Source organism: Intrasporangium calvum, from assembly GCF_028446585.1.
In the GTDB taxonomy this organism is placed as follows: domain Bacteria; phylum Actinomycetota; class Actinomycetes; order Actinomycetales; family Dermatophilaceae; genus Intrasporangium; species Intrasporangium calvum_A.
Genome location: NZ_JAPFQL010000038.1, coordinates 1 through 23,066, shown reverse-complemented (window position 1 = coordinate 23,066; position 23,066 = coordinate 1). Strand labels below are relative to the sequence as shown.

21 protein-coding genes are annotated in these 23,066 nt (G+C 72.0%); 15 read left to right on the top strand and 6 right to left on the bottom strand.

What is annotated here, in order from left to right; translation table 11 throughout:
• Positions 1 to 64: 64 nt before the first annotated feature.
• The 5 genes from OO014_RS10095 to OO014_RS10075 all read left to right on the top strand — a co-directional run bounded on the left by OO014_RS10095 (position 65) and on the right by OO014_RS10075 (position 5,315).
• Positions 65 to 1,225, top strand: coding sequence for an acyl-CoA dehydrogenase family protein (locus OO014_RS10095; RefSeq protein WP_272462184.1), 1,161 nt, complete (start codon positions 65 to 67; stop codon positions 1,223 to 1,225).
• On the top strand, positions 1,225 to 2,283 hold the full coding sequence (locus OO014_RS10090) for an acyl-CoA dehydrogenase family protein (protein ID WP_272462183.1): 1,059 nt from the start codon (positions 1,225 to 1,227) through the stop codon (positions 2,281 to 2,283). Before OO014_RS10095 ends, OO014_RS10090 begins: the two co-directional genes overlap by 1 nt.
• A 61-nt stretch (positions 2,284 to 2,344) precedes the next feature.
• Positions 2,345 to 3,127, top strand: coding sequence for an enoyl-CoA hydratase-related protein (locus OO014_RS10085; protein ID WP_272462182.1), 783 nt, complete (start codon positions 2,345 to 2,347; stop codon positions 3,125 to 3,127).
• 155 nt (positions 3,128 to 3,282) lie between these two features.
• Complete coding sequence (locus tag OO014_RS10080; protein WP_272462181.1) at positions 3,283 to 4,419, top strand: MFS transporter; 1,137 nt, start codon at positions 3,283 to 3,285, stop codon at positions 4,417 to 4,419.
• Positions 4,420 to 4,577: 158 nt separating this feature from the next.
• Positions 4,578 to 5,315 (top strand): GAF and ANTAR domain-containing protein, encoded by a 738-nt coding sequence (locus tag OO014_RS10075; RefSeq protein WP_272462180.1) that lies wholly within the window; start codon positions 4,578 to 4,580, stop codon positions 5,313 to 5,315.
• Positions 5,316 to 5,336: 21 nt separating this feature from the next.
• Here the strand turns inward: OO014_RS10075 and OO014_RS10070 are convergent, their stop codons facing one another.
• Positions 5,337 to 6,143, bottom strand: coding sequence for a sigma-70 family RNA polymerase sigma factor (locus tag OO014_RS10070; RefSeq protein ID WP_272462179.1), 807 nt, complete (start codon positions 6,141 to 6,143; stop codon positions 5,337 to 5,339).
• A gap of 117 nt (positions 6,144 to 6,260) precedes the next feature.
• The gene (locus OO014_RS10065) at positions 6,261 to 7,133 is read right to left on the bottom strand and encodes a maleylpyruvate isomerase family mycothiol-dependent enzyme (RefSeq protein ID WP_272462178.1); all 873 of its coding nucleotides are present in this window, start codon (positions 7,131 to 7,133) and stop codon (positions 6,261 to 6,263) included.
• Positions 7,134 to 7,159: 26 nt separating this feature from the next.
• On the opposite strand from OO014_RS10065, the gene OO014_RS10060 reads away from it, so the two are divergent.
• The 7 genes from OO014_RS10060 to OO014_RS10030 all read left to right on the top strand — a co-directional run bounded on the left by OO014_RS10060 (position 7,160) and on the right by OO014_RS10030 (position 14,851).
• Positions 7,160 to 9,190: a cytochrome c oxidase assembly protein gene (locus OO014_RS10060; protein WP_272462177.1), complete on the top strand. Its 2,031-nt coding sequence runs from the start codon at positions 7,160 to 7,162 to the stop codon at positions 9,188 to 9,190.
• Positions 9,191 to 9,313: 123 nt separating this feature from the next.
• On the top strand, positions 9,314 to 9,499 hold the full coding sequence (locus OO014_RS10055) for a DUF6767 domain-containing protein (RefSeq protein WP_272462176.1): 186 nt from the start codon (positions 9,314 to 9,316) through the stop codon (positions 9,497 to 9,499).
• Positions 9,500 to 9,541: 42 nt separating this feature from the next.
• The gene (locus OO014_RS10050) at positions 9,542 to 10,357 is read left to right on the top strand and encodes a carbon-nitrogen family hydrolase (protein ID WP_272462175.1); all 816 of its coding nucleotides are present in this window, start codon (positions 9,542 to 9,544) and stop codon (positions 10,355 to 10,357) included.
• Positions 10,354 to 12,207, top strand: coding sequence for an NHL domain-containing thioredoxin family protein (locus OO014_RS10045; protein ID WP_272462174.1), 1,854 nt, complete (start codon positions 10,354 to 10,356; stop codon positions 12,205 to 12,207). The genes OO014_RS10050 and OO014_RS10045 overlap by 4 nt, the downstream gene beginning before the upstream one ends.
• Position 12,208: 1 nt before the next feature.
• Positions 12,209 to 13,072 carry a hypothetical protein gene (locus OO014_RS10040; protein ID WP_272462173.1) on the top strand — a complete coding sequence of 288 codons (864 nt, stop codon included), beginning with the start codon at positions 12,209 to 12,211 and terminating at the stop codon, positions 13,070 to 13,072.
• 47 nt (positions 13,073 to 13,119) lie between these two features.
• Entirely contained in the window at positions 13,120 to 13,377 is a 258-nt protein-coding gene (locus tag OO014_RS10035; RefSeq protein WP_272462172.1) for a DUF6458 family protein, read from the top strand.
• An 85-nt stretch (positions 13,378 to 13,462) separates the two neighbouring features.
• The gene (locus OO014_RS10030) at positions 13,463 to 14,851 is read left to right on the top strand and encodes an acyltransferase family protein (protein ID WP_272462171.1); all 1,389 of its coding nucleotides are present in this window, start codon (positions 13,463 to 13,465) and stop codon (positions 14,849 to 14,851) included.
• A 7-nt stretch (positions 14,852 to 14,858) separates the two neighbouring features.
• Here OO014_RS10030 and OO014_RS10025 read toward each other — a convergent pair whose 3' ends face one another.
• Positions 14,859 to 15,863 carry a GNAT family N-acetyltransferase gene (locus tag OO014_RS10025; protein WP_272462170.1) on the bottom strand — a complete coding sequence of 335 codons (1,005 nt, stop codon included), beginning with the start codon at positions 15,861 to 15,863 and terminating at the stop codon, positions 14,859 to 14,861.
• Positions 15,864 to 15,929: 66 nt separating this feature from the next.
• Positions 15,930 to 17,792, bottom strand: a complete 1,863-nt coding sequence (locus tag OO014_RS10020) for an acyl-CoA dehydrogenase (protein WP_272462169.1) — start codon at positions 17,790 to 17,792, stop codon at positions 15,930 to 15,932.
• A gap of 301 nt (positions 17,793 to 18,093) precedes the next feature.
• Here OO014_RS10020 and OO014_RS10015 point away from each other — a divergent pair, with 301 nt between their 5' ends.
• Positions 18,094 to 18,354, top strand: coding sequence for a hypothetical protein (locus OO014_RS10015; RefSeq protein ID WP_272462168.1), 261 nt, complete (start codon positions 18,094 to 18,096; stop codon positions 18,352 to 18,354).
• Positions 18,355 to 18,448: 94 nt separating this feature from the next.
• Positions 18,449 to 21,172 carry an AAA family ATPase gene (locus tag OO014_RS10010; protein WP_272462167.1) on the top strand — a complete coding sequence of 908 codons (2,724 nt, stop codon included), beginning with the start codon at positions 18,449 to 18,451 and terminating at the stop codon, positions 21,170 to 21,172.
• Here OO014_RS10010 and OO014_RS10005 read toward each other — a convergent pair.
• Positions 21,159 to 21,803, bottom strand: a complete 645-nt coding sequence (locus OO014_RS10005) for an alpha/beta hydrolase (protein ID WP_272462166.1) — start codon at positions 21,801 to 21,803, stop codon at positions 21,159 to 21,161. The two genes, OO014_RS10010 and OO014_RS10005, sit on opposite strands and share 14 nt — an antisense overlap.
• Positions 21,800 to 22,435: an NADPH-dependent F420 reductase gene (locus tag OO014_RS10000; protein ID WP_272462165.1), complete on the bottom strand. Its 636-nt coding sequence runs from the start codon at positions 22,433 to 22,435 to the stop codon at positions 21,800 to 21,802. Before OO014_RS10000 ends, OO014_RS10005 begins: the two co-directional genes overlap by 4 nt.
• A gap of 87 nt (positions 22,436 to 22,522) precedes the next feature.
• Between OO014_RS10000 and OO014_RS09995 the strand changes: the two genes are divergently transcribed.
• Positions 22,523 to 22,975 (top strand): MarR family winged helix-turn-helix transcriptional regulator, encoded by a 453-nt coding sequence (locus OO014_RS09995; RefSeq protein WP_272462164.1) that lies wholly within the window; start codon positions 22,523 to 22,525, stop codon positions 22,973 to 22,975.
• Positions 22,976 to 23,066 lie beyond the last annotated feature (91 nt).

Here is a 23,066-nt window from a genome sequence, read left to right as displayed (position 1 = left end):
CCGGGAGGGCGGCGTGCTGTGGCAGGCTGGCCCCGAGAGCCAGCCAGCACGCCGAGGAGGTGGAATGGCCCGGGAGCCCCGTCCGCCCGTCGTCCCTCCCGTCGTCGTCGAGGGCGAGACCCTGCGGCGGCTGCGCGAAGAGGTGCGCGAGTTCCTCGCGGAGCAGATCGAGGCCGGACGCTTCACGCCGCACGTCGACACGTGGCTGACCCGCTGGGACCGCGACTTCACCCGTGACCTGGCCCAGCGGGGCTGGCTCGGCATGGTCATCCCGACGGAGTACGGCGGGCAGGGGCGGACCTACCTCGAGCGGTTCGTCGTCACGGAGGAGCTGCTCGTCGTGGGCGCCCCGGTCGCCGCGCACTGGGTCGCCGAACGGCAGATCGGGCCGTCGCTGCTGCGCTACGGCACCGAGGGGCAGAAGCGTCACTTCCTGCCGAGGATCAGCCGCGGCGACATCGTCTTCGGCATCGGCATGAGCGAGCCGGACTCGGGCTCCGACCTCGCCAGCGTCCGCACCCGCGCCGAGCGGGTCGACGGCGGGTGGCGGCTCTCCGGCACGAAGGTCTGGACGTCCGGCGCGCACGAGGCGGATGCCTTCTTCGCCCTGGCCCGGTCGGCCCCTCTCGACCCCGCCCACCGTCACCAGGGTCTGAGCCAGTTCATCGTCGACCTGCACGCCTCCGGAGTCGAGATCCGCCCGATCATCTCGATGGGCGGCGACCACCACTTCAACGAGGTGCACCTCGACGGGGTCCTCATCCCCGACGACCGCGTCCTCGGCGCGATCGGCGAGGGGTGGCAGCAGGTCACCTCCGAGCTCGGGTTCGAGCGCAGCGGCCCCGAGCGCTACCTCTCGACGTTCCAGCTCCTCGCGGCGGCGGCGGAGGCGATGGAAGAGGGCAGCCTGCCACTCGACCCGGGCCTCGGCCGCCACGTCGCGCGCGTCGCGGCGCTCCACCAGATGTCCTTCGCCGTCTCCACCGCCCTCGAGGCGCACGCCGACGCCGACACGGCGGCCGCGGCCGTCAAGGTCCTGGGCACGACCACGGAGGGCGACATCGCGGACTACGTCGACACGCTCACGGCGAGCGGCTGGATCGAGGACGAGGAGCTCTACACGCTGCTCCACGCGGCGATCCTCCAGCGGCCGGGTTTCACCCTGCGCGGCGGCACCAACGAGATCCTGCGCGGCGTCATCGCGCGCGGACTGGGGTTGCGCTGATGGCCGATCTCGAGCGCCTCGCCGTGTCAACACGTCCCGACCCCGACCTCGTCGGGATGCTGGCCGACCTCTTCGAGGCCTACCGGTCGACGCGACCGGCTCCCACCGAGCGCGTCGAGTTCGACCCGGCGCTCTGGGCCCACCTCGACGAGCTCGGCCTGACCCGACTGACCGCCTCGGAGAGCAGCGGTGGCAGCGGCGCGAGCTGGGTCGAGGGAGCCGCCCTGCTCGGGCTGGCGGCGGCCGCAGGAGCGCCGGTCCCGCTCGCCGAGCACGGGGTGCTCGGCGCCTGGCTCCTCGAGGAGGCGGGGCTGCCCAACGACGGTGCGCTGCGCACCGTGTGCCGCCCTGACCCGTCCGGGCGAGCCCTCAACGTCACCTTCGCCCGGGACGCCGCCGCGATCGTGGCGCTCTGGGAGGACGGTGACTGCTGGCGCGTCGCGGACGTCCCCACCGAGCGGACCCGCCTCACCGAGCGGCGCAACCTCGCCGGTGAGCCCTGCGACACCGTCCAGTTCGAGCTCGCCGACCTGGAGGCGGCGCCCCTCGTCGCCGACACGGTCGGCCACCAGTTCCACCTCCGGGGCGCCCTGGCCCGGTCGGCCCAGGTGTGTGGAGCGATGGAGCGGGTCCTCGAGGTCGTGCTCACCCATGCCCGAGAGCGGGAGCAGTTCGGCCGCCCGATCGGGAAGTTCCAGGCCATCCAGCACCTCGTGGCCGACATCGCCACCGAGTCGTCACTCGCCCGCGCGGCGACGGACACGGCGGTCGCGCGGGCCGCCACGACGAACTGGCAGGACCCCGGGATGCTCTTCACCGTGGGAGTCGCCAAGTCGTGCGTCGGCCACGCCGCCTCAGTGGTCGTCCGCAACGCCCACCAGGTGCTCGGAGCCATCGGCACCACCCTCGAGCACGAGCTGCACGTGCTGACCAAGCCGATCCTCGTCCGACGCAGCGAGTACGGCTCGGTCCACGAGTGGGACGAGACGCTCGCCGAGCTCGCCGCCTCCGCCGGTCGCGACCGGCTGTGGCCCCTCATCCTCACGGGCCGGCGCTGAGCCCCCTACCCGGCCCCTGCACGGCCCCTCACACGGCCCGATCCAGACGAAGGAGACCGCAATGAGCGAAGTGACCTATGCCGTCGAGGACGGCGTCGCGACGATCACCCTGTCCGCACCGGAGCGGCGCAACGCCCTCTCGGTCGAGATGTCCCGTGAGCTGATCGACGCCGCACGAGCCGCCGAGGACGACCACACCGTCGGCGCCATCGTCGTCACCGGGGGCCAGCACTTCTGCGCCGGCGCCGTCCGCGCGGTCCTCGCCGACACCGGGCTCGACCCCGTCGAGGACGAGGCCTACCGCAACCTCGAGACCGTCTACCGCGCCTTCACGACGATCGGGGACATCGGCGTCCCGACGATCGCTGCGGTGCGAGGCGCCGCCGTCGGCGCGGGCCTCAACCTGGCGCTCGCCACGGACCTGCGCATCGTCTCGCGCACGGCACGGCTGCTGCCGGGCTTCGCCCAGATCGGCATCCACCCGGGCGGGGGGCACTTCACCCTGCTCAACCGCGTCGCCGGACGGGAGGCCGCCGCCGCGCTGGGCCTCTTCGGCACGGAGGTGGACGGCGAGCGCGCCGTGCAGCTCGGCCTCGCCTGGGCGGCCCACGACGACGCGGACGTCGAGCCGGAGGCGCACGCCTTGGCCGCTCGAGTGGCCGGTGACCCCGAGCTCGCCCGGCGCCTCGTGCGCAGCTTCCGCCGCGAGACCGTCCCGGGTGGCGTCGCCTGGGACGTCGCCGTCGAGCTCGAGCGGTCGCCCCAGATGTGGTCGCTGCGCCGCAAGCACGGCCCCGCCGCAGGCGAGCGGGGCGGGTCACCGGCTGATCCGTCCGGTCGTTGACGCACGCGGCCCGAGACCGTGCCACTATGTCTCGGGCGGACCCATCCACTGTCCACCTGACCAGCCCTCCACCCGACACCCAGGATCTCGTTTTGCTGTCGTCGTACCGCCCTCTCCTCGAGGTGCCGGGGGCTCGCACCTTCATCATCGGGGGAATGACCGCGCGCTCGGCCGGGGCGATGTTCGCCGTGGCGACCGTGGCCATGGTCGCCGCGCGTCGCGGGTCCTACGAGCTGGCCGGCGCGGTGATGGCGACCGGGCTCGTCGCGCTCGCCGTGGCGGCGCCGATCCTCGGCCGGCTCGTGGACCGCTACGGCCAGAGCCGGGTCGCCGTGCCCTTCTTCATCTGGTCGGGGTTCTGGGCTGCGGTCACGATGGTCGCCTCGTGGCGCGGCTGGCCCTCGTGGGTCCTCTTCATCACCTTCCCGCTCTGCGCGGTCATCCCCAACCTCGGCACCATGGCCCGCGCGCGGTGGTCGCACATCTTCGCCCACGACCCCCGCAGCCTGCACACGGCGATGTCGTTCGAGCAGGTCATGGAGGAGGTCACCTTCGTCATCGGTCCGGTGCTGGCGATCTGGCTGTCGACGACCTTCTTCCCGGAGGCAGGGTTCCTCTTCGCGTCGGTCTGCTACGCCGTCGGGGTCCTCGTCTTCGTGTCGGCCCGCTCGACGGAGCCACCCATCGTCCCGCACCACGAGCGGCCGCACGGGCACGCGTACCACAACCCGGGCCTCATCCCGCTGGCGTTCATCATGGTGATGACGGGCGCGATCTTCGGGGTCAACGAGGTCGTCACGCTCGCCGTCGCCGAGGACGCCGGCCACCACAACGCCGCCGGCCTGATCCTCGCGCTCTTCGCGGTGGGCTCGGCCGCGTCGGGCCTCGTCTTCGGGCAGGTGTCGCACGGGCGCAACCTGCTCAAGCTGCTCATCGTCGGGACGCTGGGGATGATGGTCCTCGAGGCGCCGGTCCTGCTCGCGGGCAACCTGTGGGTCCTCGCGGGGATCATGCTCGTCGCCGGCATGGCGACGGCGCCGACGCTCATCACGACGATGAACCTCATCGAGCGGATCGTCCCGCGGGCGCAGATCAACGAGGGCATGACCTTGGTCCTCACCGGTCTGATCATCGGCATCGCAGCCGGCTCGGCGGTCTCCGGGGCCGTGATCGACCGCATCGGCGCGCAGCACGGCTACTGGGTGGCCGTCATCGCCGGTGGTGCTGCCTTCCTCATGGCGCTCGCGACGCGCACCTTCCTCTCGCGCCGGGACATGCACAACCTGCGCTGAGCGCGGGTGCCCGCCCAGCGGCATACGGCTGCCGTATGCCGCTGGGCTCGCTCCCGCTCCCTCCTGACGCGGGTGCCCCGTCCGAAATGCCGTCCCGCGTGCGAGGATGTGGCGAGCGGCGGATGTGCCACGGGGCGCCGCCCGGACCAAGGACAGGGATGACGCAAGACCTTCCAGACGACGAGGGCATGCGCGAGGTCTTCGTGCGTCTCTCCGGGCTCATCTACGCGGGGGCGGACGAGTCCGACATCCACCAGGCGATCGTCGACGCCGCGGTCCGGCTCGTCGACGGATGTGAGCACGCCTCGATCATGCTGCGTCGCAACGACCGGTTCTCCACGGCGGCCGGCACCGACGAGGTCGCCCGGAGGGCGGATGCCATCGAGCGCGAGGTGCGTGAGGGGCCGTGCTTCGACGCCGTCACGGAGGAGTCGTTCCAGCACGACGCCGACCTGACCGACGGTTCGAGCCCGTGGCCGCGCTTCACCGAGCGCGTCCTCGCGGAGACGCCGGTGCGGTCGGCGATCGGCTACCGGATCCTCCTCGACGGCGACAAGGTCGGCGCGCTCAACCTCTTCGCCGACCGGCCGGGGGCCCTGACCGAGCAGTCCGCCGACCAGGGGGCGGTGCTGGCCTCGTTCGCGTCGGTGGCCCTGATGGCCCTGAAGGCCCGCGAGGAGGCCGCGACGCTCCGGCTCGGACTGCGCAGCAACCGTGAGATCGGCAAGGCGGTCGGGCTGCTCATGGCGGCGCACCACATGAATGCCGAGCAGGCGTTCCAGGTCCTGCGGCGCACGTCGCAGGAGCTCAACATGAAGCTCACCCAGGTCGCCGAGCAGGTGGTGCGGGGCCAGGAGCAGCAGTTCGGGCCTGGCTCCCGGCGCGACGGCTCCTGAGGCAGACCAGCCGGTGGGACCTCAGTCGGGCGCAGCGCCCGACTGGAGCTCGTCGCGCAACATCCCGAGCACCCGGCGCAGGGTGCGGCTGACCTGCATCGGAGTCATGCCCATGGCCTCCGCGATCTCCGCCTGGCTGAGCCCGGTGTCGAAGCGGAGCGCCACCATGGCCCGCTCCCGGGGCGGGAGCGCGGCGATCGCCATGCGCACCACGATGGCATCCTCCATGGCGGGCTCGGCGCTGGCGCGTTGGCCGGTCTGGCGCCGCCCCGCCTCGCCCGTCTGGCCATCGTCATCCGCGGTGGCGTCGAGCGAGGCCGGCCGGAGGTTCTCCGCTGCGACGAGGGCCTCCCGGACCTCCTCGACGCCGATTCCCAGGTCGGCCGCCAGCTCCGTCTCGTCGGGCTCATGGCCCAGGAGCTGGGTCAGCCGGGACTGGGCTGCGGCGACGAGCTGACGACGCTCCTGCAGCTCCCGGGGTGGGCGCACCAGCCAGCCGTGGTCGCGGAAGTGACGGCGCAGCTCACCGGTGATCGTCGGTGTGGCGTAGGCACCGAACTCCGTGGCCTGCGCCAGGTCGAACCGGTGGACCGCCTTGAGCAGGGCCAGGAAGGCCACCTGCTCGAGGTCCTCCCGCTCCAGCCCCCGGCCCGCGTAGCGACGGGCGAGCGCCCGCGCCAGCGGCATGTGCAGCCGGGCGGCCTCGTCGAGGGCGGCCTGGCGCTCGGCCGAGCTGGACGAGGAGAGGACCGTGGCGATGAGCTCGCGGGTGCGGGCGTCCGCTCGGGGTGGGGACGGATCGCGCGACGGGAGGGTCGGATCGGGCAACAGCTGCTCCAGGCCGGGTCGAACGACGCGGCACTGGCTTCACCGACGCCCTGACCGTAAGCGTTGCCTCCGTTCTTGGCAAACAGGGCCCGCGATGCGCACCCGGGCGCCGTCCCCTCAGCCGGGCGGGAGTGGCGCGAGCTGCTCGAGTGCGTCGAGGAGGCGGCGGCCCGCCGCATCGTCCCCGAGCACGCTGAAGCGGATCTCGTCCGTGCTGCGGCGGGCGGCGGCCCGGCGGGTCAGGGCCTCCGTCGTCAGCTGGATGGTGGTCACGTCGAGCTGCTCACCGCCCTCGGGGTCCTGGCCGCTGAACAGCCGCTCGCCGACGGGCTGGCCGTCGGCTCCCTCCACCACACGGGCCCCACCCCGGGCGAGCACGGGTCCGGTGACGTCGAGGACCACGGCGTGACCGGGCTCGATGGCGGCATCGCGGACGGCGAGCACGGGAAGGGCGTCGAGGACCATGGCCGTGAAGACGGCAGCTGCAGGCGAGTCGAGGTCGCCGGGTCGGTCGAGGGCCGTGCGGACGTCCTGCTCGTGCACCCAGGTCTCGGTGATCTGGGCGCGGAGCTGGTCGCCGAAGGTCGTGCGGTCGCCGAAGAAGCCCGCGATCTCGGTGTCGAGATCGACGTCGAGGGCCCGGAGCTGGGACATCCGGTGCTGGTGGAAGTCGGCGAGCTCGGAGACGACGCTCCTGCCGGTCCAGTGCCGACGTGCGGCCACCTCGAGGTCGACGATCCGGTTGAACTCGTTGCGGACCGCGGCCGGGTTGGGTGGCCCGTGCGGCTCACGTGGCAGCGCGGCGAAGGCCTTCTCCGTCGCCACCACCTTGACGATGTGGTCCTTGACGGTCCAGCCCGGGCATTCGGTCGGCTTCTCGAAGTCGTCCTCGCGGCAGGCCCAGCCCAGGTCGACGATCGCCTGGACCACCTGCTCGAAGGCGTCGAGGAGGCCGCCTTGGTCATCGGGGGCAGCCGGGTGCAGAGGCATGGCCCCACACTACTTAGGCTTGAGCCATGCCCTCAGCAGCCCGTGCCGCAGCCGTGGGTCGCTCCACGGTGCTGTGGGCCGTCGCCCTCGTCATCGTCGCTGGTCTCGGCGCTGCCGTCCTCGCCGCGGCCTTCGCTGGTGCAGCCAGTGCCCCGCCCTCGGGGATCACTGACGCCGGCCCGGTCGTCCGGTGGGGGCTCCCCGTGGTCCGGCTCGTGCACGACGTGGCCGCAGCGCTCACCGTCGGGTCACTCCTGCTGGCCGCCACGATGATCCCCGGAGTGAACAGGCAGGCGTCGGCGGCGATCGATGAGCCGCGGCGTGCCGCGGCCCTCCGGGTCGCGACCGCGGCCGCCTTCGTGTGGGCGATCGCCGGCGCGGTGGGGGTCGCGCTCACCTTCGCCGACGCCGCCGGCCTGCCCCTCGACCACCCGCTCTTCGCCGGCCAGCTGCTCAGCTCGGTGTGGGCCATCGACACGCTCCGCGTCGGTCTCATCTCCACGATCGCGGCGTTCGTCGTCGCGTCGTTCGCGTCGCTCGCGCGGGCCCGCTCGGTCGCGGTCGCGCTCCTGGTCGTGGCGATCTTCGGCGTCGTCGTCCTGGGTCTGACCGGGCACTCGGGCGGGTCGGCGGACCATGAGACGGCGGTGAATGCCCTTGCGGTGCACCTGCTCAGCGCGACGCTCTGGACCGGCGGACTGCTGGCCCTCGTGCTCCTGCGCCCGACGCTCGGTGACGCGCTCGCGGCCGTCGCGAGGCGCTACTCGACGGTGGCGCTCTGGTCCTTCGTCGCTCTCGGCGTCTCCGGGGTCATGGCCGCCTCGACCCGGTTTGACCGGCCCGAGGACCTGACGACCGGCTACGGCGTCCTCGTCCTGCTCAAGGTCGCGGCGCTCATCGCCCTCGGTGTCGCCGGCTGGTGGCACCGGCGGGTCACCATCGCCGCGATCGAGGTGCGTGGGCCCGGCTCGGGGCGCGGTTTCCTGCGACTGGCCGTCGGCGAGGTCGTCGTCATGGGCCTCGCCTTCGGCATCGCCACGGCCCTGGCCCGCACGCAGCCGCCTGTCCCAGAGACGGTCGCCAACCCCAGTGCCGCCCTGGCCCTGACGGGTTTCCCCGAGCCGGCGTCCCCGACCGCGCTGTCCTGGGTGACGGCCTGGCGCGTGGAGTGGCTCTTCCTCGCGACGGCTCTGCTCGCCATCGGGCTCTACCTCGCCGGTGTCGTCCGACTGGCCCGGCGCGGCGATCACTGGCCGGTCCTGCGCACCGTGAGCTGGGTCGTCGGCTGGCTCCTCTTCATCTGGGCGACCAACGGCGTGCTCGGCATCTACGGCCGGGTCGCCTTCTCGTGGCACATGACGCTGCACATGATCGAGGCGATGGTCGTGCCGATCTTCCTCGTGCTGGGTGCGCCCGTGACGCTCGCCCTGCGCACCCTCCGGGCTCGGCAGGACGGCACGCTCGGCCCGCGCGAGCTGCTCCTCGGACTGGTCCACTCTCCCTACCTCAAGGTGGTGGGCAACCCGATCTTCGCGGCGGCGTTCTTCTTCATGAGCCTCGTCGTCTTCTACTGGACCGACCTGTTCTACTTGGCCCTGACCACGCACACCGGGCACCTGATCATGACCGCGCACTTCGTCATCGCCGGTTACCTCTTCGCGTGGGTGCTCGTCGGCTCCGACCCGGGCCCGCCGAAGTGGAGCCCCGCGCTGCGGCTCATCGTCCTCTTCGCGACGATCGCCTTCCACGCCTTCTTCGGCGTCGCGATGATCAGCGGCACGGCGGTGCTCGCCCCCGACTTCTTCACGACGATCGACGTGTCCTGGGTGGACGATCCTCTGGCGGACCAGCGCAACGGCGGTGCCGTGGCCTGGGCGATCGGCGAGCTGCCGTCGCTCGTGCTCGCCCTCATCGTCGCCGCCCAGTGGTTCCGATCCGACAACGTGGAGGGACGTCGCCGCGACCGGCACGCCGACCGTGACGGCGACGCCGAGCTGGCCGCCTACAACGAGCACCTGGCTCGCCTCGCCAGGCACGACGAGCGGCCGGGCCGCTGAGCCGGCCGCCACGGCGGGAGGGCTGGGAGGTCGGTGACGTCGGGACCGAGCTCAGCGGCATACGTCGAAGTAGTTTCGCGTTGAACTACTACGAGACGTAGAATTCGACGCAGGAGGTCTGCCATGGCCAGCGTGCCCACACCCAAGTGCCCCATCCGGGTCGGTGAGCCGTGCACGCTGTGCTTCCCCGGTGCGAGCGGCCCCCAGGACTGCGGCCTCGTCTACCTCGTGCAGTCGGACGACGAGTGGCGCGACCAGCTCGCCGACAAGCGCCGCGAGGTGCGGGCCCGCGGCACCCTCGCCGGCTGACACGACTCCGTCGGCCGCGCCGGCATGTGTGAGAGTTGGTCCATGAAGGTAGCCGTGATCCAGCTGGCCTACGGCGACGACGAGAGCGTCGCTGACCGCACCGCCCGGGTCGTCGAGCTCGTCCGCGCCCAGAAGGGCCACGACCTCGTCGTCCTGCCCGAGCTGTGGCCCGCGGGGGGCTTCGACTACCGCGCCTGGGACGAGCGTGCCGAGCCCATCGACGGGCCCGTCGCCCAGGCGCTCGCCGCAGCCGCGAAGGACGCGGGCGTCACCCTGCACGGCGGCAGCATCGTCGAGCGCGGCACGCCGACCGACGCAAACGCCCACGGCGTGTGGAACACCTCCCTCGTCTTCTCGCCCGCCGGTGAGCTCATCGCCACCTACCGCAAGATCCACCGGTTCGGCTTCGGCGAGGGTGAGCCCAAGCTGATGGACCCCGGTGCCGACCTCGTCGTCATCGACGTGCCCGTGCCGTCGGCCGGGCCCGATGCGTCGGTGCGGGTCGGCCTCTCGACCTGCTACGACCTGCGCTTCCCCGAGCTCTATCGCGCGTTGCTGGACCAGAGGGCGGAGGTGTTCGTCGTGCCCGCGGCGTGGCCCGCCAAGCGCGTCTCCCACTGGACGCTGCTCGGGCAGGCGCGCGCCGTCGAGGACCAGTGCGTCGTCGTCCAGTGCAACACGGCCGGAACCCATGCGGGCCACGAGATGGGCGGCCGCTCGCAGGTCGTGGACGCCCAGGGCAACGTGCTGGCCACGGCCGGACACCACGAGGAGGTCCTCAGCGTGGAGTTCGACCCGGCCGAGACGCGCGCCTGGCGCTCCGCCTTCCCGGTGCTGGCCGACCGGCGGCTCCAGTGACCACGCAGTCCTCGGCGCGCGCCCGCGTCAGGGTCCGAGCCCCCGAGCTCGTCGGGCGCGGCTGGCTCAACACCGGCGGACGGTCGCTGTCGCTCGCCGACCTGCGCGGTCGCGTTACGGTGTTGGACTTCTGGACTTTTTGCTGTGTCAACTGCCTCCACGTCCTCGACGAGCTGCGGCCCGTCGAGCAGCAGTACCCCGACGCCCTGACGATCGTCGGCGTCCACTCGCCGAAGTTCGAGCACGAGGCCGACCCCGACTCGCTCGCCGCGGCCGTGGAGCGCTACGCCGTCCACCATCCCGTGCTCGACGACCCCGAGCTGGTGACCTGGCGGGCCTATGCGGCTCGCGCGTGGCCCACCCTGGTCGTCGTCGACCCCGAGGGCTACGTCGTCGCCTCGATGTCGGGGGAGGGACACGGCCCCGGTCTCGCCGCGCTCGTCGGCGAGCTCATCGAGGAGCACTCAGCCAAGGGCACGCTCCAGCCGGGCGACGACCCCTATGTGCCGCCTCCGGCGCCGGACACCGCGCTCCGCTTCCCCGGCAAGGTCGTGGCCCTCGACGACGGCTCCTTCGTCGTCTCCGACACCGCCAACCACCAGGTCGTCCACCTCGAGGCCGACCTCGAGACGGAGCGCGCCCGCTGGGGTGGCCGTGGCGTCCTCAACGAGCCGCAGGGGCTGGTCCTCGCACCCGCGGCCGTCCGCGACACCCTCGGCGTCGACGTGCTCATCGCCGACTCCGTCAACCACCAGGTCAAGGGGCTCCACCTCGCCGACGGTCGGATCGTTGCCCTGGCCGGCACCGGCCGCCAGCTGCGCGAGCGGTCCGGAGGGGGACCGGCCCTGGAGCAGGACCTCTCCACGCCCTGGGACCTGGCCTGGCTCGGCGACCGGCTCCTCATCGCCATGGCCGGCACGCACCAGCTGTGGGCGTGGACTCCTGCCGCCACCCCGGAGCAGGGACGCGTCGAGGTCGTCGGCGGCACGACGAACGAGGGGCTGCGCGACGGGCCCGCCGCCGAGGCGTGGTTCGCGCAACCCTCGGGCCTGGCCACATCGGCCGACTGCGCCCGGGTGTGGATCGCGGACTCCGAGACGTCCGCCCTGCGCTCGCTGTCGACGGACGGCGGGCTCACCGTCGAGACCCACGTGGGGGCGGGCCTCTTCGACTTCGGCCACCGCGACGGGCCCGCCGCGCAGGCCCTCCTCCAGCACCCCCTCGGCGTCACCGAGCTGCCCGATGGGTCGGTCGCCATCAGCGACACCTACAACGGGGCGGTCCGCCGCTACGACCCGGCGACCGGCGAGGTGACCACCCTGGCCCGCGGCCTCGCCGAGCCGAGCGACGCCGTGGTCGAGCGCGACCCGGACACCGGCGAGACCCGCCTCGTCGTCGTCGAGTCGGCCGCCCACCGCCTCACCCGCGTCGCTCTTCCGCAGGACGCCCAGCGCGTCGACGGCCCCGCCCGCCGGACCCAGCGGCCGGCGACCGAGCTCGCGCCCGGCCAGGTCGAGCTCGAGGTCACCTTCGTGCCGCCCAAGGGGCAGAAGCTCGACGACCGGTGGGGCGACCCCACCATGCTCGACGTGTCCGCCTCACCCGAGGGGCTCCTCGTCGACGGAGGCGGCAGGGCGCGGGGGCTCCGTCGCACGCTGACCCTGGCGAGCGGCATACGGTCGGGGACGCTGCACGTGTCGGTGCAGGCTGCCGCCTGCGACGGCGACCCCGAGACCGGCGAGGTGCCCGAGCACGCCGCCTGCCACCTCTTCCAGCAGGACTGGGGCATCCCGCTCACCCTCGTCGAGGGAGGGCCGGCGCAGCTCACCCTGGACCTGAGGGGCGCCTAGGGTGCGCTCGCTGCTCTCCGGCCTGGCCGGACTGATCGCCGTCGTCCTCCTGCCGGTGGCGCTCGTCGTCGGCTGGGTCGCGTCGGTGGGGACCGACACGGACGCGTTCGTCGCGCAGATGCGACCGGTCGCCTCCTCCCCGGAGGTCCGCGAGGCCCTCACAGAGCGGGTCATCGACGCCATCCAGGCCGAGCTCGCGCTGCCCGAGCCGCTGGCACGCGAGCTCGAGGACCCGCTCGGCGAGCTCGTCGGGGTTGTCCTCCAGCGGCCTGAGGTGGCCCGGGCCTGGGACTCCGGGCTCCGCGGCGCGCACCGCGAGTTCGTGGCGGTGATGAAGGGTGACCGCCCGGCCAACCTCGACGCCACCGGCCACGTCGTGATGCCGCTGACCATCGAGATCACCGGCGTCGAGCAGGTGGTCCGCAGCCTCGGCGTCCCCGTGACCGGCGGACTCGACCTCGCCCCGGAGGTCCCCATCACGCTCTTCTCCGTCGATGACCTCACCACGGCCCGCCGCGTCTACTCCGTCGGCGAGGCCGCCGGTTCGTCGGCGCCCTGGGTGGTGGTGGTGCTCGCGCTGCTGGCCCTGCTGCTGGCGCGCAACCGCGTCGTCGCGCTCGTCCTCCTCGGGCTGGGCGGCGCGCTGTCGGCCGGTGCCTTCGCGGGTGCCGTCGTGCTGGGACGCGAGGCGTCGATCGGCGTCGTTCCGGATCCCGTGGGGGCGGCCGTCATCGCCGCTGCCTACCGGCACGCAGAGGACGGGCTGCTGGGGGCGGCCGCGCTGGCCCTCTGGGTCTCGGCCGGTTTGCTCGCGATGGCGGTGATTGTCGCCCTGACGCGTGTGATTCTGCGCCGTCGCGGGTAAGTGAGGTCCGAGGCGGGCGCGTGGCCTGCCACGGAGAAGGAGACGACATGGGTATCGGACTCGGTATCACGTTGCTGGTTCTCGGGGCGATCCTGACGTTCACCGGACTCGACGAGAGCATCCTCAACACCGACCTCGACACCGTGGGGATCATCCTCATGCTCGGCGGCGCCCTCGCCCTGATCATGGGTGTGATCCAGAATGCCCAGCGCACCCGGCACACGACGGTCACGGAGCACCGCGGTGGGCCCGAGGTCGTCGAGCGTCACGACGAGATCATCGACCGCCGCGACGAGCGATACTGACCACAGCCGGACCCTCACCGGCTCGCGCGGGCGGGTTGGGCGCGAAGTGACGCGCCCGACCCGCCCTTCGTAGTTCCATGGGAGGGTGACGACCCGGCCCTCGAAGGCCCCAGGCGACCGCGCCGCGCAGATCGTCGACGCGACGCCGGCCGACCGTGACCGCTGGGCGGACGCGCTGCGCGCCGGGTCCCTGCTGGTCGTCGTCCTGGGGCACTGGCTCATGGTGGGCCTGTCCGCAGAGGGGCAGATCACCAACGCCCTCACCGTCGTGCCGTCCCTGCAGCCCCTCACCTGGGTGCTCCAGGTGATGCCGCTCTTCTTCCTCGTCGGCGGCGTCGCTCACTCCTACGCCCTCGACTCCCTCGACCGGCGCGTGCCACCGGGCACGCCGGGCCGCTACGGCGCCTTCTTCCGGGGCCGGGCGGTGCGGCTGCTCCGCCCGTCGCTCGCCTTCCTCGCCGTGTGGGTCGGCGTGGGCGTCGTCGCGCACCTGAGCGGCCTCACCGGTCGGCCGGGCGTCGTCGGGCGATTTGCCCGCGACGCCTTGGTCGCCGTGCCGCAGCTGCTGTGGTTCGTCGGCATCTACGTGGGCGCGTGCGCGCTGGCACCCCTCATGCGGGCCTTCCACCACCACTGGGGGCCGTATGCCGCTGGGCTCCTGGTCGGGTCCGCTCTCCTCGTCGACGCGGTCCGGTTCACTGCCGTGGAGTTCGTCGGCAACCTCAACTTCGCCCTGGTGTGGCTGGCCTTCCACCAGCTCGGCTTCCTGTGGCGTGACGGTCGGCTGACGCCGCGGGTGGGCTGGCTCATGGTCGCCGGCGGCTATGGCTCGATGGCGCTCGCGATCACGGTGGGGCCCTATCCGACCTCCATGGTGGGGCTGCCCGGTGAGGCGGTGTCCAACATGGCGCCGCCGACGGCCGCCCTGCTGGCGCAAGGTGTCGGGATCTGCGGACTCGCGGTCGTCGCCCGGCCGCTGATGACGCGTGTCCTGCAGCGGCGGCGGGCCTGGCTGGCCGTGGTCCGGGCTGCACCGTTCGCGATGACGGCCTTCCTGTGGCACCTGACGGGGCTGATGCTCGTGCTGCTGACGCTCTGGTGGCTCGGGGTCGACCAGCCGCCGGTGGCCTCGTGGGCCTGGTGGCTGACCCGGCCGCTGTTGTTCGCCGGGCTCGGGGTGGTGACGGGCGTGCTCGTCGGCGTGTTCCTGCGCTGGGACCGGGGGCCGCGGACCGCGGCGACCGTCCCGGCGGTGCGCAATCATCTGCCCGACGCGGCCGCCGCTCTCTCAGCGCTCGTCATCTTCTTCGGGATCCTGATGGTCTCGATCGTCGGCGTCGACGTCCTCGGCAACCGGCCCGTCTTCTTCCTCGTGGCGAACGTGACCCCCGTCGTCGCCCTGGGCGTGCTCGGCGCAGGCGTGGCGCTGCTGCTCGCCGCCACCCGGCAGCGGCCTCCCCGCCGCTCCGGGTGACGGCGCCTCAGGACAGCTTGCGCTGGTAGGCCGGGCAGAGCTCGACGACCCGGAACCCGAGGGCCTCGTTGATGCTGACCATCCAGGAGTTCGTGCCGTCGTTGCCGGTCGCGACCCGGCGGCGCTCGGGGTGCGTGGCCTGGAGGTGGCGGAGGTTCTCGACCTTGACGGCCATCCCGAGCCGCTTGCCCCGGTGCTCCCGGTGGACGTACGTGCCCCACTGGAACACCGTCGTCGGCATGCCGGACGGCATGACGAGGTCGGTGTAGGCCACCACGTCGCCGGTGTCGTCGATCGCGACCGTGGTGATGCGCTCACGCGACATGCGCCGCTCGACGTCGATCTGCTCCGCGTAGCGCTCGGGCGTCATCGACTCCGGCTCGAACTCGATGTCGCCGGTCGGGGCGTCGACGATGAGCTGGTTCATCACGTCGCAGAGCGACTGCTGGAGCGGTGCTGGCACCCCGTTGACGTGGGTCTCGAGGCGGTAGTCGCCGCTCCACCGGAGCCTGCTCTCCGCGTCGAGCCGGTCGAGGTGCGCGTCGGCGACGGGCAGTTCGAGGTGTCGGATCACCTCGGTGTTGTTGAGCGCGTAGCCGCGCCGTTCGACGAAGCGGCGGTACTCGTGGCCCGGCGCGTCGACCGGGACCTTGAACTCGGTGATCAACGAGGTGCGCCGGGCCTTCGCCGCGCGCTCGGCCATGCGTTCCATGAGCTCTGACCCGTGCCCGCGTCGGCGGTGGTCGGGGTGGACGTGCAGGTCGAACCACGCCAGCCAGGTGTTGTCCTCCATCGGCAGGTAGAGCGTGGCGACGCCGGCGATCTGGCCCCCATCCTCGGCGACCCAGATCTCCTTGGGCTCCGCCTTGTCCTCGTACCGCCAGTCGATCGCCGTCTCCTCGAATGACGGCGGCTCGTACCACGGCCGGCCGAAGACGCGGCTCGCGGCGAGCGCCTGGTGGGCCTGGCGGGTGCGCGCGTCGTCGGTGACGTCCAGCTGAAGTGTCCCCATGCGACGACGGTAGGTACTCGCACGCAGCGGGTGCCACCGAGTTTCCCTCCCGCTGTTGCCCGGGGGTCAGAAGGCCGACTCGGGCACGTCCATCAGGTCGTTGTCGGTGGCCTCGGCGATGGCGCGCTCGGCGGCCAGCTTGGGCAGGACGTTCTTGGCGTAGAAGGAGGCCGCAGCCACCTTGCCGCGGTAGAAGTCCGCGTCCTTGCCGGCCGCGCCGCCGTCGATGGCGGCCTGGGCGATGGCCGCCTGCCGCAGGAGGAGCCAGCCGACGATGAGGTCGCCGGCCGCGAGGAGCAGGCGGGAGGTGTTCTGGCCGACCTTGTAGAGGTTGGTGATTTCACCGCCGACGCGCGGGTCGCTCTTCATCAGGTCGTTGATCATGTGGCCGACGATCCCCTGGACGTCCTCGAGCGCCTTGCCGAGTAGCTCGCGCTCGGTGTCGAGCGATCCGCCGAGGTCCTTGGCGAACTCCTGGATCTGACCGGCGACGTGCTGCAGGGCCTGGCCCTTGTCGCGGACGATCTTGCGGAAGAAGAAGTCGAGGCCCTGGATCGCCGTGGTGCCCTCGTAGAGGGTGTCGATCTTGGCGTCCCGGACGTACTGCTCGATCGGGTAGTCCTGGAGGAAGCCGGACCCGCCCAGGGTCTGCAGGGACTCGGTGCCGAGCAGCACCCAGGCCCGCTCCGAGCCGAGGCCCTTGACGATGGGCAGGAGCAGGTCGCTGACCCGGCTGGCCAGCTCCGCGTCGGAGCCCTTCTCGACCTCGGCCGTCCGGTTGCCGTTCTGCGCCTGCGCGACCGTGTCGAGCTGCGTGGCGGTGTACATGACGAGAGCGCGCAGGCCCTCGGCGTAGGACTTCTGCAGCATGAGCGAGCGGCGCACGTCCGGGTGGTGCGTGATCGTGACGCGGGGCGCGGTCTTGTCGGTCATCTGCGTCAGGTCGGCACCCTGGACCCGCTGCTTGGCGTACTCGAGCGCGTTGAGGTAGCCGGTCGACAGGGTCGCGATGGCCTTGGTGCCGACGAACATGCGGGCGTTCTCGATGACGTGGAACATCTGGGCGATGCCGTCGTGGACGTCGCCGAGGAGCGTGCCGACGGCCGGCTCCTTCTCGCCGAAGGTGACCTCGCACGTCGTGCTGACCTTGAGGCCCATCTTGTGCTCGACGTTGGTGACGTAGGCGCCGTTGCGCTCGCCGAGCTCCCCGGTCTCGAGGTCGACGTGGAACTTCGGCACGATGAAGAGCGAGAGCCCCTTCGTGCCGGGACCGGCGCCCTCGGGGCGGGCCAGGACGAAGTGGACGACGTTGTCGACGAGGTCCGACTCGGCCGACGTGATGAAGCGCTTGACGCCTTCGATGTGCCACGTGCCGTCCGGCTGCTGGATGGCCTTGGCGCGGCCGGCGCCGACGTCGGAGCCGGCGTCGGGCTCGGTCAGGACCATCGTCGTGTGCCACGCCTTGTCGACGATGTGCTTGGCGAGCTTCTGCTGGTCGTCGGTGCCGAGGCGGTAGAGGAGGTTCGCGAAGGAGTAGCTTGCCGTGAACATGTGGATGGCGGGGTTGGCGCCGCACACCATCTCGGCGGTCGCCCAGCGGAGCGACGGCGGGATGACCATGCCGCCGAGCTCGGCGGGGACGTCGAGGTTGCCCCAGTCGCCGTCGACGTAGGCCTGGAACGACTTCTTGAAGGACTCGGGCATCGTCACCGAGTGGGTGGCCGGGTCATAGACCGGCGGGTTGCGGTCGGAGTCGAGCAGGCTCTCGGCGAGCTCGTTCTCGGAGAGGCGGGCCACCTCGCGCAGGATGTCCTTGGCGGCGTCGACGTCGACGTCGCTGTAGAGGCCCTGACCGAGGATGTCCCCTCGGCCGAAGACTTCGAAGAGGTTGAACTCTAGGTCGCGTACGTTGCTCTTGTAGTGGCCCATGGGGTCCTCCACTCGCTCTCGTCAGGAAAGATGACGCCCTTCGGGCGCACGCCAAGTTACTGGCGGGTCACTTCCATGATGCTACTGCCGAGTAGTCAAAGCAAGAGGAGCGTCTCGTCAGGGCGTGGCGCGGATGAGCTCGTATGCCGCTGGGCTGGCTCGGCAGCGCCCACCACCGGCAGCGCCCCGACGTCCTCGTTGCTAGGGATTTCCCCGGTGTGGGCGCGCCTGACGCTTCCTAACGTGGGAGTTCCAACAGCCGACCGGGACCGAGCGTCGCGGCCTCGTGAAAGGAACCTCCATGCCACATCTGATCCGCCACGGCATCGCTGTCCTGGCGACCTCGTGCGGCCTCCTCGTCCTCGCAGGAGCTGGTGCGCAGGCTGCGGGGCCGCAGGAGCTCCCCGCTGCCGCGTGCAACACCGGGGTCGCCACGGCTTCCTCACATGCGCCGACGCGGACGTCGGCAGAAGCAATTCCCCACGTCGAGCACAGCTACCCGATCCCCGTCCCGTACTGCCACCACTTCAACCCCACCGCATCACCTCCGCCGGCGCCCTGACGCATCGGTCCCCGCCGCTCCGGACGCGGTGCGGAGCGGCGGCGGGCCTTGCGGCTGACCACGAACCAGAGTCGCTGCCGCGTACCGTTGAGGTGTGACGCAGGCCATCATCGGGCGTGAGGCGGAGCTGGAGACGCTGCGCGCGCTGGTGAATGACGCGTGCGCCGGCTCGGGCGGCTCGGTGCTCATCGTCGGTCACGCGGGCGTGGGCAAGTCCACGCTGCTCGACGCCTCGGCTGCGGAGGCCTTCGCGGGTGGCGGCGTGAGTGTCATTCGCGTCGTCGGCGTCGAGGCGGAGCGGGACCTCCCCTTTGCCGGACTGTCCATGCTGGTCACTCCCCTGCTCCAGCACCGTGCCGCGCTGACCCCCGCTCAACAGTGCGCCCTGGACACTGCGCTGGGGCTGGCCGAGGGTCCGCCTCCGGGACGGATGGTTCTCGGGGGCGCGCTGCTGGGGCTCGTGTCCGCACGCGCGGACGGCCAGCCCCTCCTTGTCGTGGTTGATGACCTGCAGTGGGTGGACCTCGCCTCAGCAGAGATCATCGTGTTCGCTGCCCGCCGCCTCCAGGCCGAACGGGTCGCCGTGATCGCCGCGTCGCGGCCCCTCGACCATCTCGACGGGGAGGGGTTGGGGCGAGTCCTGCGCTCGCTGCCGACCCTGGATGTGACCGGGCTGCCCGTCGCTGAGTGTTACCGGCTCCTGCCCCATGCCGCGCCGGGAGTGACGGCTGCGCTCGCAGCGGGGACCGGTGGCAACCCGTTGGCCATGCTGGAGGCTGCGGCCTTGCTGGATGCCGACGTCCGCGCCGGGAGCTGGCCCATGGTGGTGGACCTTCCACCGACCTCGGCCGCCGACACCTACCGGGAGGTCCTGTCCACGTTGAGTCCCGGCGCCCGCGAGGCGGGCAGAGTGCTGGCTCACGCCGGGCGTGCGCCAGCCCACGTCGTGCATCGCGCCCTGACCGTGCTCTCGATCACCGCGCCCGAGCTCGAGGCCTTCGAGCGCACCGGTCTCGGACGACTCTCGAACGGGCGCGTCTCGTGGCGTCACCCCTTGGCGCGGAGTGCGTCGGCGGAGGGACCGGCCGAGCGGACCCGTCGGGTTCACGCGGTCCTTGCCGAGTGTTGGGCGTCGGTCCCGCAGGGCCGGCCGCAATGGGCCTGGCACATGTCCGAGGCCGTTTCCGGGCCCGACCCCATGGTGGCCGAGGCGTTGGCGGAGGTCGCACAGCTGAGTGCCGCCAGGGACGCGTCCATCGAGGCGGCTGATGCGTGGGAGCGCGCGGCCGAGCTCACCGTGGACGCGGGTCGGCGTCGAGAGCTGCTCGGGCTGGCCGCGCGGGCCGCCTTCCGCGGCGGCTCCGCGGTCCGTGCTGCGCGACTGTATGACGGCGCGCTGACCCCATCTGCCGAGGCCGGGCACGAGGACGAGCGATCAGTCCTGCTGCACGAGCGAGGGCGCGTGGAGCACGGTCTCGGACGCCCCTCCACCGCCTACTCACTCCTCATGGACGCTGCGCGTGCCGGAGCAGGCCAGCGCCGGGTCTGGGCGGCTTCCGAGGCCGTACTCGCGGCCATGTACGCCCGCCGGGCAGACCTGGCGACGGCCGCCGCTGCCGCGGCAGTCGCGGCGCACGACATCACGGATCCGGTGCAGGTGTTCCTGGCCCAGCACGCCGAGGGCGCTACCGCCGGTCTCGCCGGCGACGCCACCCGGGCGCACGAGCTGATGGAGGCGGCGCGATCGCTGCTCCTGGACCAGCGGCTGCTGGACGACAACCCCGAACTCGTCCTGTGGGCGGTGAATTCCGACCTCTTCGAGGGAGGGCCGGTCCCGCCGCTGCCGCAGTATGTCGAGGGCGCCGTCGCCGCCCTGCGTGAGACGGGCGAGCTGATGTGGTCGCCGCGCGTCGTGCGGCTCGTCGGCCTGCGAGACCATGCGCGTGGTGCCTGGGATCGCGCGTATGCCTCGTTCGTGGAGGCTACCGAGCTCTCCCGGCTGTCCGGCCAGCGCACGCAGGTCGCCGAGGGGCTGTTGCACCAGGCCTGGATCGAGGCCGCTCGAGGACGTCGCAGTCCCTGCTGGGAGCACACGGAGGAAGCCGCGCAGATCGTCAACGACCTGGAGGTGAGGTGGTTGACCGACGACGTCTGGGCGATCCGCGGTCTGCTGTTCCTGACCCTCGACGAGCCGCAGTCGGCGGCAGAGTCTCTCAGCCTCTGTCGCGAATGGTCCCCCGACGTCGTCGTGGCGCGGGTGGAGGCTCTGGTTCGGTCCGGACGGGAGGACGAGGCTCGAGCGGTCCTCACCGATCAGCCCGGCGACGTGACCACCCCTGCCCTCGCCGCCGCCCGGTGCCTCCTCGATCGGGATGGCCCGGCCGCCCGTCGCCTGCTGCAGGTGGTCGACGCCGCCCCGAGCACCTTCGATGCGGCGCGCTGGCGACTCATCGCGGGATCGGTGCTGCGTCGCGCCGGCGCTCGCCGGGAGGCGCGCGAACAGCTTCGCCTGGCGCACGAGGTCTTCGAAGGCCTGGGAGCGACGGCGTGGTCCGCCCAGGCGCGGTCCGAGCTGCAGGCCTCAGGGGCCACCCTCCGTCGAGGACCCGAAGGGCCGGCCCTCACGGCCGGTGAGCTGCGGGTGGCGCAGCTCGTGGCCCAGGGGCGCTCGAACAAGGAGGCTGCGGCCGCCCTGTTCCTGAGCACCAAGACCGTGGAGTTCCACCTCGGTCGGGTCTACCAGAAGCTGGGCGTGACGAACCGGACTGCCCTGGGCGCCCGCCTTCGCGAGGCGCCCGGGACCCTCAGCCCTCGCTGATCGACGTGATCCAGTCCTTGAGCGCGGCTGCGGTCTCACCGGTGATGCCATGGCCGCCGGGGTCCCGCCGGGTGCGGGCGACCGCCCCCGACTCTCCCGTGACGTAGTCCCAGGTGCGGTCGAGCAGCTCGCGAGGGATGACGTGGTCCTGGTCGCCCTGCGCGACGAACACGTGCGACCCAGCCAGATGGCCCGCCGTCACCGGCACGCCGGCATCGAAGGGCAGGGTGCCGTAGAGGATGGCCGCGCCGGCGAACCGCTGCGGGTCGCCGAGCAGGAGGCCGCCGGCGAAGGCAGCGCCACCGCTGAAGCCGACGAGCACGACAGGACGTCCGGCAGGGGCGACGCCGTCGAGCCACTCGCGGAACCACGCCATGGTCGCCGCGAGCGACTCGGCCACGGGTCGGCCGATGCCACGGTTGGCGAACCAGGCGTAGCCGCCGCCTTCTGAGATGGGAGCCCGGACCGCGGCGTAGGCGGGGCCGGCAGGCAGGTGGGGCACCATCGACAGGATCGAGTGCTCGTCGGCGCCCCGGCCGTGCAGGAGCACGACCAGGGGCGCGGCCGGGTCGTCCGACCCGGCCCACGCGACCTGGGCGGGACCGAAGCCCTGCGTCACGGCGCCGCTCACTGGGCGTCCGTCGGGCCGACGAGCTTCCAGCCGCTCTGCCAGGTCCAGCTGTTGCCCGCGTTGAGGGAGATGTTGAGGAAGGCCATCTCCTCGAGGGCGCGCGCCATGCGGAGGCTGCCGGCGTCGATGACGCGGTAGCCGAGGGAGCCGGCGAGCTCGGATGCCTTGCCCTTGGCGTCTGCATCGTCACCGGCGATGTAGGCGTCGAGCGGCTGGCCGCTCTCGGTCGGGTTGCCGTGACGGCTGGCGAAGATCGTGTTGAAGGCCTTGACGACGGGCACGCCGGGGATGCGTTCCTGCAGCTCCTCGGCGGCGGAGCGGTCGGTGGTCGTCGTGTCGCTGAAGCTCTCGTTGAGCGGGTTCGTCGAGTCGATGACGACCTTGCCCTGGAGGGCGTCCCGCAGCTCGTCGGCGACGGCTGGGACGGCGAGTCCGGGGATGGCGAGAACGACGACGTCGGCGTCACGAACTGCGTCCGCGTTGCTGCTGGCGGCGTTGGCGCCCGCGCGGCCCGCGACCTCGGCTGCGTGCTGGGGGTCCGCCGCGGCGAGGGTGACCGAGTGGCCCGCTGCGGTGGCGGCGCCGGCGAGCGCACCGCCGACGTTTCCTGAACCGATGATTGCCACGTGCATGATGACTCCTCACTAGATAGTTGACTCGTCAACTATCGTGCACCGATCGTGGGCCCGTGTCAAATAGTTGCGTGTTAAACTACTTTCATGAGCGCCCTGACCACCGACCACGACCTGGTCTCCACCTTCGGCCTTCTGATGGAGGCCTACAACTCCCTGGAGAGGCAGCTTGGCGACTCCCTGGAGCGCGAGGTCGGGGTGCCGCACACGTGGTTCGAGGTCCTGCTGCGTATCTCGCGCGCCGAGTCGGGCCTCGCTCCGATGGGCTGCCTGGCCGAGCAGGTGGCCCTCACCGGGGGTGGCGTCACCCGGATGATCGACCGGATGGTGGCGGCCGACCTCGTCGAGCGCGTGCCCTGTGCCAAGGATCGCCGGGTGGTCTACGCGGCCCTCACGCCCCAGGGGCGCGAGCTGCTGGACAAGGCGATCCTGGTCCACGACGACAACCTGCGACGCATCCTCGCCGACTTCTCGGCGGTGGAGCTGGACCAGCTCGAGACGACGCTTCGGCGCCTGCGCACCGCCCGCCTCGCTGGCTGACCCAGCGCCCCACCCAACGGGCCGTATGCCGCTGAGCCGGCTCAGCGGCATACGCCTCCTTGGGTGGGAGGTTGAGGAAAACGACGGAGGG

Coding starts and splice junctions, on each gene's coding strand:
- OO014_RS10095 (WP_272462184.1), top strand. CDS start 65: ATGGCCCGGGAGCCCCGTCCGCCCGTCGTCCCTCCCGTCGTCGTCGAG.
- OO014_RS10090 (WP_272462183.1), top strand. CDS start 1,225: ATGGCCGATCTCGAGCGCCTCGCCGTGTCAACACGTCCCGACCCCGAC.
- OO014_RS10085 (WP_272462182.1), top strand. CDS start 2,345: ATGAGCGAAGTGACCTATGCCGTCGAGGACGGCGTCGCGACGATCACC.
- OO014_RS10080 (WP_272462181.1), top strand. CDS start 3,283: ATGACCGCGCGCTCGGCCGGGGCGATGTTCGCCGTGGCGACCGTGGCC.
- OO014_RS10075 (WP_272462180.1), top strand. CDS start 4,578: ATGACGCAAGACCTTCCAGACGACGAGGGCATGCGCGAGGTCTTCGTG.
- OO014_RS10065 (WP_272462178.1), bottom strand. CDS start 7,133: ATGCCTCTGCACCCGGCTGCCCCCGATGACCAAGGCGGCCTCCTCGAC.
- OO014_RS10060 (WP_272462177.1), top strand. CDS start 7,160: ATGCCCTCAGCAGCCCGTGCCGCAGCCGTGGGTCGCTCCACGGTGCTG.
- OO014_RS10055 (WP_272462176.1), top strand. CDS start 9,314: ATGGCCAGCGTGCCCACACCCAAGTGCCCCATCCGGGTCGGTGAGCCG.
- OO014_RS10050 (WP_272462175.1), top strand. CDS start 9,542: ATGAAGGTAGCCGTGATCCAGCTGGCCTACGGCGACGACGAGAGCGTC.
- OO014_RS10035 (WP_272462172.1), top strand. CDS start 13,120: ATGGGTATCGGACTCGGTATCACGTTGCTGGTTCTCGGGGCGATCCTG.
- OO014_RS10025 (WP_272462170.1), bottom strand. CDS start 15,863: ATGGGGACACTTCAGCTGGACGTCACCGACGACGCGCGCACCCGCCAG.
- OO014_RS10020 (WP_272462169.1), bottom strand. CDS start 17,792: ATGGGCCACTACAAGAGCAACGTACGCGACCTAGAGTTCAACCTCTTC.
- OO014_RS10015 (WP_272462168.1), top strand. CDS start 18,094: ATGCCACATCTGATCCGCCACGGCATCGCTGTCCTGGCGACCTCGTGC.
- OO014_RS10000 (WP_272462165.1), bottom strand. CDS start 22,435: ATGCACGTGGCAATCATCGGTTCAGGAAACGTCGGCGGTGCGCTCGCC.
- OO014_RS09995 (WP_272462164.1), top strand. CDS start 22,523: ATGAGCGCCCTGACCACCGACCACGACCTGGTCTCCACCTTCGGCCTT.